Origin of the sequence: Natrinema zhouii (assembly GCF_013456555.2) — an archaeon.
GTDB classification, from domain to species: Archaea; Halobacteriota; Halobacteria; order Halobacteriales; family Natrialbaceae; genus Natrinema; species Natrinema zhouii.
This window is the reverse complement of sequence record NZ_CP059154.1, coordinates 2193321-2205889: the sequence shown is the minus strand read 5'-3', so window position 1 is coordinate 2205889 and position 12569 is coordinate 2193321. Positions and strand designations below refer to the sequence as shown.

General features: G+C 64.7%; 12 protein-coding genes and 1 tRNA gene. 6 read left to right on the top strand and 7 right to left on the bottom strand.

Annotated elements, in window-relative coordinates:
- Nucleotide 1: 1 nt before the first annotated feature.
- Complete coding sequence (locus tag HYG81_RS29590; RefSeq protein ID WP_180839691.1) at nt 2–451, bottom strand: universal stress protein; 450 nt, start codon at nt 449–451, stop codon at nt 2–4.
- 420 nt (nt 452–871) lie between these two features.
- Between HYG81_RS29590 and HYG81_RS29585 the strand changes: the two genes are divergently transcribed.
- From HYG81_RS29585 to HYG81_RS29575, 3 genes are all read left to right on the top strand, one after another.
- A complete protein-coding gene (locus tag HYG81_RS29585) occupies nt 872–3232 on the top strand; it encodes an ATP-dependent DNA helicase (protein ID WP_180839690.1) in 2361 nt (786 codons plus the stop codon).
- Entirely contained in the window at nt 3232–3738 is a 507-nt protein-coding gene (gene cgi121 / locus HYG81_RS29580) for a KEOPS complex subunit Cgi121 (protein WP_180839689.1), read from the top strand. Before HYG81_RS29585 ends, cgi121 begins: the two co-directional genes overlap by 1 nt.
- A 99-nt stretch (nt 3739–3837) precedes the next feature.
- Entirely contained in the window at nt 3838–5214 is a 1377-nt protein-coding gene (locus HYG81_RS29575; protein ID WP_180839688.1) for an oxidoreductase, read from the top strand.
- 2 nt (nt 5215–5216) lie between these two features.
- On the opposite strand, the gene HYG81_RS29570 is transcribed toward HYG81_RS29575, so the two are convergent.
- The 3 genes from HYG81_RS29570 to HYG81_RS29560 all read right to left on the bottom strand — a co-directional run bounded on the left by HYG81_RS29570 (nt 5217) and on the right by HYG81_RS29560 (nt 6933).
- Nucleotides 5217–5927: a rhodanese-like domain-containing protein gene (locus HYG81_RS29570; RefSeq protein WP_180839687.1), complete on the bottom strand. Its 711-nt coding sequence runs from the start codon at nt 5925–5927 to the stop codon at nt 5217–5219.
- A 129-nt stretch (nt 5928–6056) separates the two neighbouring features.
- Nucleotides 6057–6129 (bottom strand) — tRNA-Gln (locus HYG81_RS29565).
- A 132-nt stretch (nt 6130–6261) separates the two neighbouring features.
- Entirely contained in the window at nt 6262–6933 is a 672-nt protein-coding gene (locus HYG81_RS29560; RefSeq protein ID WP_226375934.1) for a homing endonuclease associated repeat-containing protein, read from the bottom strand.
- An 8-nt stretch (nt 6934–6941) separates the two neighbouring features.
- On the opposite strand from HYG81_RS29560, the gene HYG81_RS29555 reads away from it, so the two are divergent.
- Nucleotides 6942–7532, top strand: a complete 591-nt coding sequence (locus HYG81_RS29555) for an IMP cyclohydrolase (protein WP_180839686.1) — start codon at nt 6942–6944, stop codon at nt 7530–7532.
- 143 nt (nt 7533–7675) lie between these two features.
- On the opposite strand, the gene HYG81_RS29550 is transcribed toward HYG81_RS29555, so the two are convergent.
- Complete coding sequence (locus HYG81_RS29550) at nt 7676–8467, bottom strand: DUF2182 domain-containing protein (protein ID WP_180839685.1); 792 nt, start codon at nt 8465–8467, stop codon at nt 7676–7678.
- A gap of 31 nt (nt 8468–8498) precedes the next feature.
- Complete coding sequence (locus tag HYG81_RS29545) at nt 8499–9110, bottom strand: DUF1326 domain-containing protein (protein ID WP_180839684.1); 612 nt, start codon at nt 9108–9110, stop codon at nt 8499–8501.
- Nucleotides 9111–9360: 250 nt separating this feature from the next.
- Between HYG81_RS29545 and HYG81_RS29540 the strand changes: the two genes are divergently transcribed.
- Together HYG81_RS29540 and cysE are read left to right on the top strand one after the other, a co-directional pair.
- On the top strand, nt 9361–10029 hold the full coding sequence (locus HYG81_RS29540) for a metallophosphoesterase family protein (protein WP_180839683.1): 669 nt from the start codon (nt 9361–9363) through the stop codon (nt 10027–10029).
- Between the two features lie 201 nt (nt 10030–10230).
- On the top strand, nt 10231–10746 hold the full coding sequence (gene cysE, locus HYG81_RS29535) for a serine O-acetyltransferase (protein ID WP_180839682.1): 516 nt from the start codon (nt 10231–10233) through the stop codon (nt 10744–10746).
- Between the two features lie 354 nt (nt 10747–11100).
- On the opposite strand, the gene HYG81_RS29530 is transcribed toward cysE, so the two are convergent.
- Nucleotides 11101–12495, bottom strand: a complete 1395-nt coding sequence (locus HYG81_RS29530; protein ID WP_180839681.1) for a phosphoglucomutase/phosphomannomutase family protein — start codon at nt 12493–12495, stop codon at nt 11101–11103.
- Nucleotides 12496–12569 lie beyond the last annotated feature (74 nt).

The following is a 12569-nucleotide window of genomic DNA, read 5'->3' as shown; positions in this document are numbered from 1 at the left end:
GCTAGAGCACCGTCACCGGCCGCGCAGTGCGTTCGACCACCGTGGCGGCGATGCCGCGGCCGAGAAACCGCCTGAGAAACCCCGTCGACCCGCTTCGGGAGCCGTAGATGACGACGTGATCGACCCCCTTCTCGGACGCGTACTGCGGGACGACGGTGCCGGGTCGTCCCTCGGTCGTCTCGATCCGAACGCGGTCTACCGCCGCGGGATCGGTGGAATCCGTGGAATCGGTGACCGACTCGAGCACCTCCTCGGCGCTGGCCCGCGCCGTCGTCGTCCGTTCCTCGCTTCGCTCGAGGACGCCGCCCTCGCTGAGCGGCGCGTCCAGCGGCGTGACGACCGCGAGCAGCGTGATCTCGGCGTCGGGGAACGTCTCGAGGGCGTACGCGAGCGCCTCGTCTTCCCGCGGACGGCCGAGCGTCGGGACGAGGACGTGGGCAGAGTCGGCCATAGAGTCGTCTTCGGTCGCCGGTCCCATCGGTCTATCGCCGTCGAACGATCGCTCTCACTGTCGTGTTTGTGTAACAGCTACTTCTGATGGGATCGTCGTGAAAAATCGCTCTGCTATCGTGGCAGCAGGGAATCGCCACGCCCTCCCCAGCCGATTCGTTCGCGCCTTGCGGCGCTCACTCATCCCTCGCGCAGTTTCGGGCCGCAGCTCACCCATCGGGTTCGCCGCGGTACAGCGCGCGCCACAGCATGCCGGATGGTCGGTCTGGAGCGATATGTTACTCCCCTATGTTGAACGCTCGAGGGAAGCACGGAGCCGCCAGAGATCGACACGGATCGGGAGGCAGACGAACGCACTGCTCGAGATCACCACAGCCAGCGAGACGATACTTTAAACCGCAAACGGCGCCAAGCACGGGTAATGAATATTGAGGAGCTGACGGGGCTCCCAGCCGGTGCCGTCGACCACTTCCGGAACGAGGGCATCGAGGAGCTCTACCCGCCTCAAGCCGAGGCGGTGGAAGCCGGCGCGACCGACGGCGAGAGCCTCGTCGCCGCGGTCCCCACCGCCAGCGGGAAGACGATGATCGCCGCGCTCTCGATGCTGTCGGCGGTCGAGCGCGGCGGGAAGGCGCTGTACATCGTCCCGCTGCGAGCGCTCGCCAGCGAGAAGAAGGAAGAGTTCGAAGCCTACGAGCGCTTCGGCGTGACGACGGGCGTGACGACCGGCAACTACGAGAGCACCAGCGACTGGCTCTCGACGAAGGACATCATCGTCGCCACCAGCGAGAAGGTCGACTCGCTCGTGCGAAACGGGGCCGACTGGCTCTCGGATCTGACCTGCGTCGTCAGCGACGAGGTCCACCTCATCGACGACCGGAATCGGGGGCCGACGCTCGAGGTAACCCTCGCGAAGCTCCGAAAGCTCAACCCGCGCATGCAGGTCGTCGCGCTCTCGGCGACGGTCGGCAACGCCGACGAAATCGCGGACTGGCTCGACGCCGCGCTCGTGGATACCGACTGGCGGCCGATCGACCTCCGGATGGGCGTCCACTACGGCAACGCGCTGAACTTCGACGACGGCTCGACTCGCGAGGTGCCGGTCGAGGGGTCGGAGAAACAGGAGGCCGCGCTCGTCCGCGACATCCTCCAGGAGGGCGGCTCCTCACTCGTGTTCGTCAACTCCCGCCGAAACGCCGAGGCCGCCGCGAGGCGGTTGGGTGGGGTCTCGCGAAACGAACTGACCGCCGAGGAGCAGACCGAACTCGCGGAGTTAGCCGACGAGATTCGAGACGACAGCGACACCGAGACGAGCAAGGATCTTGCCGAGACCGTCGAACGCGGGTCGGCCTTCCACCACGCGGGTCTCTCGAGCACCCAGCGGAGCATCGTCGAGGACGCCTTCCGCGATCGACTGCTGAAGGTGATCTCGGCGACGCCGACACTCGCAGCGGGGGTCAATACGCCCGCTCGCCGCGTTATCGTCCGCGACTGGCGGCGCTTCGATCCCAGCGCCGGCGGGATGGCCCCCCTGGACGTCCTCGAGGTCCACCAGATGATGGGGCGGGCCGGCCGACCGGGGCTCGACCCCTACGGCGAGGCCGTGTTGCTCGCCAAGAGCCACGAGGAAAGCGAGGAGCTGTTCGACCGCTACGTCTGGGCCGATCCCGAACCGGTCCGCTCGAAACTGGCAGCCGAACCCGCGCTTCGGACCCACGTGCTGGCGACCATCGCCTCCGGCTTCGCCCGAACCCGGGGTGGACTCCTCGAGTTCCTCGAGGCCACCCTCTATGCCAGCCAGTCGACCGAAGCCGGTCGGCTCGAGACGGTGACCGACACGGTTCTGGCGTACCTCGAGTCGAACGATTTTATCGAACGAGACAGCGGTGAAACGGACGATAGCGACGATGCAGACGCTGCAGGTGCGTTCACGTCTGCAGCCGACCTCGCCGAGGAGAGCGGTCGGGACGAGACGCTCGAGGCAACCAGCCTCGGCCACACCGTCTCCCGGCTCTACCTGGATCCGATGAGCGCCGCGACAATCGTTCACGGACTCGAGAGTGCCGACGAGCGCCCGACGGCGCTGGGACTCTACCAGCTCGTCTCGCGGACGCCCGACATGTACGAACTCTACCTGCGCTCGGGCGAGGACGAGAAATTCGGCGAACTCTACTACGAGCGCGAGGCTGAACTGCTGGGAGACGCGCCCAGCGAGTACGAGGAGGAGCGCTTCGAGGACTGGCTCTCCGCGCTCAAGACGGGTAAACTGCTCGAGGACTGGGCCGCGGAGACCGACGAAGAGCAACTGACCGACCGGTACAAGATCGGCCCGGGCGACCTCCGCGGGAAGGTCGACACCGCTGAGTGGTTACTCGGTGCAGCCGAGTCGCTCGCCGCGGAGATCGACAGCGAGTGGACCGTCGCCGTCCGGGAGGCCCGCGCCCGCGTCGAACACGGTGTTGGCGAGGAATTACTCGAGCTCGTCGGGGTCGGCGGGGTGGGCCGCAAGCGCGCTCGCCGGCTCTACGATGCGGGAATCGAGGTACCCGCGGATCTGCGAACCGCGGACAAGGGCGTCGTTCTCAGCGTGCTCAAGGGGAAGAAGACGGCCGAAAACATCCTCGAGAACGCCGGCCGCGAGGATCCCTCGATGGACGGCGTGGAGCCGTCCGGATCGGCCGCTGGAGAGATGGGGGGTAACTCGAGCGACGACGCAGGCGACGCGACGACGGCAGAGCCAACGGACGCGGACGACAGTCAGGCGAGCCTGGGTGACTTCTGATGGAGCTACTCGAATGTCGACTCGAAATCGAGGATCTGGACTCGTTCGTGGCCGAAATCGGCGAGATCGGGGACCGCCACGACGTGACGATCCAGGCGTTCGATTCGCGGTACGTCGCCGACCGTCACCACCTCGAGCGGGCCGTCGAACTGGCCGATCGCGCCATTGAGCGCGGCGAGAACGTCGCCCGCGATCGCGCCGTCGAAATTCTGCTCTACGCCGCCGGTCGCCGACAGATCGATCGGGCGCTCGAGATGGGCGTCGGCGAGGGGGACAATCGGGCGGTCGTCCTCGTCGACGGCGACACCGACGATGCGGAAGCGGCCGCGCTCGCGGATCTCGAAGAACTGGACGCGTTCGTCGAACGGGAGCCGACGCTCGAGTCGCGGGATGAGGAGACGCTCTGTGATTTCTTCGAGATCACCGACGCCGAGCGCGGGGTCACCGACGCGCCGCTGTCGGCGCTGGTCGGCGAGCGGGTCGCCCTGCTCGAGGTCGAGAAGTGAATCCGTGGAAGACGAGACATCGACCGACAGTCGAACCATCGGTAGTCGACGGGCGATAGTCGACGCCACGCTCTTGTGCGATCCGCTCGACGTCTATCTATGGCCTCCCTCGAGGACCCGCTCGATATCGGCGGCGTGACGGTCCCCAACCGGCTCTACCGCGCGCCGCTGCTCGAGTGTGCGGGCAACGGCCCCGACGCGGTCGAGACGTTGATCGACGACCTCGAGCCCGCCGCGGCGTCGGGCGTCGGACTCATCTGTCAGGGAGCGACGATCGTCCGCGGCGACGGCGGCTGTGCCGCGCCGGGGATGACCCGCGTCCACGATCCCGACTTCGTGGACCGACTGTCGCGACTGACCGATCGGATCCACGACCACGGGAGCCGGATTTTCATTCAGCTCGAGCACGGCGGGCTCCGAAGTATGGAGACCTGGCACGCCGAGTATCGCGCGGCGCATCCCGACCTCGAGCAACTCGCCGTCTCGGAGCCGCCGTGGCAGTTGCGGCTGCTCGATCGACTGGGATTCCTCGAGTACGATCCGCACGTCCTCACGACTGCGGAAGTGTACGATCTCGCGGCCGATTTCGGTCGTGCAGCAGCTCGAGCCGTCGACGCCGGCTACGACGGGATTCACCTCGCCGGCGCCAATATGGGAATCGTTCAGCAGTTCTGCTCGCCCTTTTACAACCGGCGAGACGACGAGTTCGGCGGCTCGCCGGAGGCCCGCCTCGAGTTTCTCGCACGCGTCCACGACGAGATCCGCGAGCGGGCAGGGGACGTCCCCCTGATGACCAAAGTCCCGGCCGAAACGCCAGCGCCGCCGTCGCCGCTCGTTCGTCGAAAACTCTCGCTCGAGGACGGGATCGAAATCGTTCGTCGGCTCGAGAAGATCGGCTACGACGCGGTCGTGCCGGTTCAGACGTCGGTCGTCTGGGATATGAGCATCGTCCGCGGGGCGTATCCCGAGCGGGCGTGGGACAACGAAGCGTTTCCCGAGGAGTACGACGCGGCCTTCGGCGGGTCGGCGCGACGGCGGCTCGTCGCCCTCGGCAACCGGCTCGAGTCGCTGCACTACGATTTCGAACCCGCATGGAACGAGGATTTCTGTCGGTACGTGCGCGAGCAGGTGTCGATCCCCGTCCTCGCGGAGGGCGGGATTCGAGAGCGGGGGCAGATGGATCGGTTACTCGGCTCGAGCGAGCGGAGCGGAGTAGAAGGCACAGACGCGAGCGACGCAACGCCCGCCTGCGACATGGTCGGCATGGCCCGTCCCTTCTACGCCGAACCGCGGCTGGGTGCGCGGCTGCTCGAGTCCGGGTCGGGAGATGAAAAGCCGCGCGTGCTCTGTGAGAGCTGCAACAACTGTACGGTACCGCAGGTGACGGGTGCCCCGGGGCTCTGTCGGACGCCCGATGTCGTTCGGAGACGAGGGGAACTCGAGCGGGAGGGAGCGTACGACCGCACCGAATCGTAGGATCAGCCGGAAACTGTCTCGTTCGTCAGTTCCTCGAGCGTCCCCTCGGTCGTGTAGTCCGGCGCTTCGACTCTGAACTGCGAGTCCGTCGACCCCGCATAGTGTAACTGGAGCGTGTACGAGCCGTCGTCCTGGATCGGCGCCACTTCGATGCGGTTCGCTTCGACCTGCTCGAGGCGAACCATCTCACCGGCGTACTCCGAATCGGTCGTTCCGTTGATTTTGTACAGTTCCCATTCGGCGTCGATATCCGATCCCTCGAGCGGGTAGCCGCTGTTGATCCATCCGCCGAGTCCCTCGTCGATCGCGTACGCGTGTTCGTATCCAGCATCGATCAGGGAAGCGGCACGCTGAGACGACAGGTGGTGTGGACATGCACAGTAGGTGACGATCCGGGTATCGGTCGACCACTCCTCGACCGGATCGTCTTCGATGTCGCCGGCGGCGGACGCCGGTGAGAAGACGGCTCCTTCGATCCGCCGTTCCTCGTACTGGGTCCGAGTGCGCGCGTCGACGAACTTCGCCTCGTCGTTTTTGTACCACTCGTACGCGTCTCGGACCGGGACGAGTGGAACGTCGGCTCCGTTGGGTGTCGAGTACAGTTCGTAGTCGAATTCGTTGGCTGCTGTCGCGTCGCTATCGCCACCGAGACAGCCCGCAACCACGCCCACCGTCGTCGCCCCGCTGACGGCGAGGAATGTCCGTCGATTCATACTCGACTTCTAGTAGCGAGGGAGAGATAGGGCTTCTGGTGGCGGAACGGGACTCGTGAGACCCCTTCGTTTCGGGTGGAAATCAATGGACAGGACTGGAAAAGTGCTCGAGTCGAAACGAGAGAGAAGTAGTCCATCCTGGATTCGAACCAGGGTCGAAGCCCCCAGAAGGCTTCAGGATTGGCCGCTACCCCAATGGACTGAGATGTTTCGTCGGTTCCGCTTCCGACGGTGTACTGCACCATAGTTGGGTTCCGTATTAGAGTGTTACGAACTCGATTGCGACTCGGAACCAATAGATGGATTCCTGTATTGGATCCGGATGCGCCCGTAATTAGGGCGATAATGGATCATAGTGTTCTTTCCGATGGCAGTTTGCACAGAGAACGATGCACTTCTCGATCTCGTTTTGAATTCGGTCCTTCGCATATCCGAAGGCGATCATCTTCCCGACAGCCATCTCTTTTTCGTCTTCGTCGACGTGATGGAAGTCGAGGCAGACTGGGTTCATCTCGCTACAGCGATCACAGCCGCCACGTGCTCGCTGAAGTTCATTTGCCCACGCTCTGTGTGATTCCCGTCGTTCGATCGAGCGCTCGGTATTCCAGTCAGCATTTTTATAGTGCCACCGCTGGTCTACGGAAAGCTCTTCCCAGGACGTTCCCTCGGAAAGCTCGACATCATCGGGTTTCGGCCCGACTCGAGGCCCTCTCGAATACGAGGTTTCTAACCCGGCCAGCTCTTTCGCGTCGTTCCAGCCCCCACACGTCCGGATGATCGTCGCAGAAGCCGGTGTCAGCCCCAATTCCTCGTACTGCGCCTTCGTCGGTGACTCACCAAGTTGCTCAGCCGCCCGCTCAGCGCCTCGAGGCACTCCTCCTCCGTCGTCACACCGACGTTCGCCGCGCCTTCCGATATAAACCCTCGCGAGCACGTTCGGAAAACGGCACCGGCGAAAACGAGCTACGAACGCGAACCGATACCCCTTTTCCGTTCTCTCGCGCACCTGCGAGTATGTACGTCGGACGGTTCGTCGTCGTCGGCCCCGAGGTGGGCGCGTATCGCGTCTCCTCACGATCGTTCCCGAATCGCGAGATCGCCGCTCGAGACGAGGCGCTCACCGTCGGTCCCACCGACGACGCGCCGGCAACGGACAACCCCTACGTCTCCTACAACTGCCTGCGGGTGGTCGAGACGCCGACGGGCGAGACGGCCGTCTTCGGCAACGGCTCGCACGTCGATCCGATCGCGGAGAAACTCGAGTTGGGCTACCCCGCTCGAGACGCGCTGGCAGAGAGCCTGCTGGCGCTTGACTACGAGAAGGACGACTACGACACGCCTCGGATCGCAGCGACGATCGGTGGCGACAGCGAGGCGTTGATCGGGACGGTTCGGAAAGACGCGCTGCTCGTCGAGACCGTCGACGAACCGACGCTGGTCGCGACCTACGAGAAGAACGCGCCCGAAGCGATCGATCTCGAGGCGGGGAGTGCCGCGGCGGCCGCGAGCGAGGTCTACGACCTCGAGTTCGAGCACGCGGTCTGTGCGGCCGGCGTGGCTCGGACCGATAGCGGGTTCGAGACGGCGATCGAGAACGGCGACTGATCGAGACAGGCCCCGGTATTTTCGCTAGCTGTGTTGCTCGGTAGGCGGACACACCGGTCGGAACGGGTGCTCTCAGCGACAGATGACCGTCACCGAGTCATGCTGAGTGCGACGCGGTAGTCACCGACCGCGGCGGGATGGTTCTACGGGATGGTGATCACGATGAGAGCGATTCCGGCAGCGCCAGCGAGTATGCCGACTGCGTACGCCAGTCGCTCGCCCCATGCGACTGTCCGTTCGAGCGAGAGCACGACCGCGATCAGTGCCATCCACACGATATTCATCGAGCCCACGACCACCACGAACGCGAACAGGGCCCAACAGCACCCGATACAGAAGACGCTGAACTGCCAGCTCATTCGCACGGCACCGCGAATCCCCGGCCGGTGGTGTCCCATGAGGAAACCGAGCGGAGATCGACAATACCGAAGGCACCGGTACTTGTAGGGGGAGAGCTGATACACCGCCAGCAGCAGGAGCGCACTGCCAACTAAGAGAGTACCGTGCTCGCGCGCGATGGCGGCGATCGGAACCACGACGTTGACGACGAGCGGAATGACTCCCGTTAGCATCCACATCAGCGCGTACGTTCCCATGAACGCCGCTACCCGCGCCCATCTTCCCGCTTTCGTCGTCTCCTCGAGCGTCCCGTAGTACAGCCGGAAGAGGGGTACCGACGACGGGTACATCATCGCGATCATCATCGCGCCCCACATGAATAGATAGAGAGCGACACCGGTGGGACCGTTCGAAAGCGCCATCGTCTCCGGTGCTCCGGGGTCGGACAGCTGCGATCCGCGTGCTGATTCCGGCATCGGGAACCAGCGGCCGATGATCGCCGCCCACGCGAGCAGTGCAATCACGTACGTGACGAGCGCGACGGCTGGAATACGTCGGCGGGTGAATCGCTTCCGGAGCGATTCACGCGTTCGCATAGTAGAACTGGCAACGGTATACGTGAGATCGTTAGGCGTTCGCCAGCTCGAAGTCACCGAAGTACGAGTTGTTCTCCGAGACGTCCCACGAGAACTCGTCGTCGTAGGTGACAGTGGCTGTCGTCGACTTTCCGGTCTGCATCTCCCGACTCTTCGTGAGCGGATGGGGAGAGATGGTGCCGAGGTCCTCGTTGAAGCCCCGCTTCCCGACGACCGCCATGGAGACGACGTCTCCCATCTCCACGGAGAGGTCCGCACCGTTCCGGTCGAAAGTGACGGGGACGGTTGCGACCTCGGCGCTTTCCACGTGGGTGTCGGCGACTGGGGCGAAGATACCCCCGGCACGTCCGAAATAGATGTCTTCGAGTGCGGCCCGCTGGTCGTCGTCGGCCGCCTCGTCGATGAGGAGCACGACGTTCCACCCGGTATCGGGAGCGAACATGACGCCAGTTTCAGTGGAGACGAGCATACCGACGGACAAATCGCTCAGGTCGATGTCCCCGTACCGCCCGTCCCGTATATGCCACACTAACGACACCGTACAGACGTTATCGTCGGGGGGTTCCAGCCAGATGCACTGGCACGTGACGTCGCAGTTGCAGGCTTCGACGTAATCCCCCTCGAGTTGCCATTGTTCGGCCATTTCGAAACTACCATGTAGTGTGTCAACACATAACATAATAAATCTTTTACGCGGAACGAGTAGTATATCCATCCTTTTGCTGAATCCCTTCTCTGTATTTAGTGTCCATCTGTAGGAGACAAGTGATATATCGGTGACTGACGCAGTACACCGTTTCTCAGGCCGGGCGTTCGCTGGCTCTCCAGCCAGTACCGACGAAGCGGTTGCCGCCGGATAACCTACATACCGCTTGCGACTGTTATCCCCGAGCATGAAGGTCGGACTCATCTCGGACGTCCACGGCAACCGGGTCGCCCTCGAGGCCGTCCTCGAGGACATGCCCCCGGTCGACGAGCTCCTCTGTGCTGGCGACGTGGTCGGCTACAACCCCTGGCCCGCCGACTGCGTCGACGAGTTGCGAGCGCGGGACGTGCCGACGGTGGTGGGGAACCACGACGCTGCCGTCGTCGCGGACACCCCCTTCCGATTCAACGGTATGGCCAAGGCAGGCGTCGAATACGCGAAACGGGAGCTGTCGGACGAGCAGCTCGAGTGGCTCGGGTCGCTTCCAGCGGAGCGCCTCGCATGCGACGACCGAGTGAAACTCGTCCACGGACATCCCGACGATCCGGACCGGTACACGCGATACACGTATCCGAGGGACTTCTCGCCGCGGCTGCTCGGCGAGGAGGACGTCCTGGTGCTCGGCCACACCCACGTGCAAGGCGTCGAACGGTTCGCGGAGGGGATCGTCGTCAATCCCGGTAGCGTCGGCCAGCCCCGCGACGGCGATCCGCGAGCGGGCTACGCCGTGGTCGATCTCGACGCGTTGACCGTCGAGACCCACCGCGTCGAGTACGATATCGAGGCGGTACAGGAGGCGGTCAGCGAGGCCGGACTGCCCGACTGCATCGGGACGCGACTGGCTCGTGGCAAGTGAGCAAGCGGAAGACCGCGGAAACGAATCGTTTTACACTCACCCCACTGCTACGTTCGGGTATGGTATCCACCGGCTCCACCGCGTGCCCCGACAGGAACTATCCTCGTCGCGCCGTGGACCGGTGTCGTCGGTCGTCCGGTCAGTCGACCCGAACGCAGCGTCGCGTCGCGACCGGTTCCGTGCGGGTGACGACAGAGGGCGATGTTTAGGCGCATCCGCGAGGACGTGCGAGCGATGCACGAGCGCGACCCCGCCTCGAAGGGGTGGCTCGAGGTCTTGCTCTGTTATCCGGGGCTCCACGCGGTCTGGGGACATCGCCTCGCTCACCGGTGCTGGGCTGGCGGCAGTGGCTGCCGCCTTCTCGCGCGGTTGTTCTCCCACCTCGTGCGCCTGCTGACGGGCGTCGAGATCCATCCGGGCGCGGAGATCGGCCGCCGAGTCACGATCGATCACGGAATGGGCGTTGTCATCGGCGAGACGGCCGAAATCGGCGACGACGTCCACATGTATCACGGCGTTACGCTCGGCGGCGACACCAACGAACCCGTCAAGCGCCATCCCACGATCGAAGACGGCGCACAGTTGGGCGCGAACGCGACGCTGCTGGGCGACATTACGATTGGCGAGGACGCGGCCGTCGGCGCTGGCTCGGTCGTCACCGAAGACGTCGAACCGGGTGCGACCGTCGTCGGCGTGCCGGCGGAGCGAGTGGACTAGGGACGACGGAGTACAGAGAACCGTTTAGACTCCTTCAATACCCGCTGAACGCTCAGTACAGTTTATCGACTGTCACTCCGAATTGACCAACCGGCGTGCGGTGGCGCGCGCTGGGCCGTGGTGAATGCCAATGAGCCGCGGCTCGAAGCCGTGCGAGGGATGAGCGAGTGAGCATAGCGAACGAGCGAATCGGCTGGGGAGGGCGTGGCTATTCCCTGTTGCCACGATAGCCGACCGCTCTCTGTTATCGTTCTACTCTCAGACCGGATGCACCATTCACGTCTACGAGGCAGTTAAGTTGCATTCTATCGGTCGTAATCGAGACGATAGGACGGATTCTACGTACTCAGAGACTTACACGAGCGGCTCGAGCAACCCTTCACCCGCCTCGAGCAATTCCCGAACTCGATCCTCGTCTGTAGCCTCGGCGTAGACCCGCAACACTGGCTCGGTTCCGCTCGGACGGACCAGCAACCACGAACCGTCGGCCAGCAGGAGTTTGAAGCCGTCAGCGGTGTTGATATCCTCGACCGCGGTTCCCGCCACGGTCTCGGGGATCTCGTCCTCGAGCTCCGTCAACACCCGCTGCTTCTCGCTGTCGGGACAGTCGACGCTGATCTTGTCCTGAACGACGGTGCCGTGTTCGGAGAGCAGCCGATCGACGCGATCGTCCAGCGGTTCCGCGGCGTGCATCGCACTCGCGAGCAGCGCCATCAGGACGCCGTCCTTCTCGCGGACGTGGCCCCGGACGGTGAACCCGCCGGACTCCTCGCCGCCGACGAGCGCGTCGCCCTCGGCCATCGCTTCCGCGACCCACTTGAAGCCGACGGGGACTTCGCGGACGGACTCGCCGTGGGCCTCCGCGACCCGGTCGATCAGATACGTCGTGGAAACGGTCCGGACTGCCGCGCCCGACTCCGTCTCGAGCAGGTAGTCGTAGAGCGCGGCGAAAAACAGGTTCTCGTCGATATAGCCGCGTTCGGGCGTGACGACGGCGATTCGGTCGGCGTCGCCGTCGTTGGCGATCCCGAGGTCGACGTCGCTCTCGTCGTCCGTCACGGCCGCGATTAGATCCCCGAGGTTCTCCGCGGCGGGTTCGGGCGAGCCGCCGCCGAATTCGGGGTCGCGCTCGCAGCGATAGCGCTCGAGCGTGGCGCCGGCGCGCTCGAGCAGGGTATCGGTCGTGTCGCGACCGCTGCCGTGCATCGCGTCGTAGGCGGCGGTCAGCGCCGAGAGGTCGGTACTACCGGTGATCGACTCGACCAGTTCGATGGCGGCGTCGGCATGTGGCTCGGCGAAGTCGACCTCTCGAGTGGTTCCGTGTTCGTCCTCGGGGAGCGGCTCGGGCTCGGCGAGTCGCTCCGCGATGGCGTCGGTGACGGCGGGCAGGGCCGGCGCACCGTCCTCGGGAATGAACTTGACGCCGTTGTACTCCGGCGGATTGTGCGAGGCCGTAATGACGAGTCCGCCCGCGAGGTCGCGATCGGCGATGGCGTAGGCGACCAGCGGCGTCGGCCGGTCCCGATCGGCGAGCAACACGTCGAATCCGTTCGCACACAGCGTGCGCGACAGTTCCTCGGCGAACCCGCGCGAGGTCTCCCGGGCGTCGTACCCGACCGCGACCGGTCCTTCGAGCCCCTGGTCGGCCAGATAGGTGGCGACCGCCTGCCCCACCATTCGAACCCGCGGGGTCGTGAACTCCTCGAGCGTCGCCCGCCAGCCGTCGGTACCGAAACTGATCGTCTCCATACGCGGTGGTCATCGGCGGTCGCGAAAAAAGCGACGCTAGCGGCGGAAAAGCAGTGGCGGCGAAGTGACTCGAG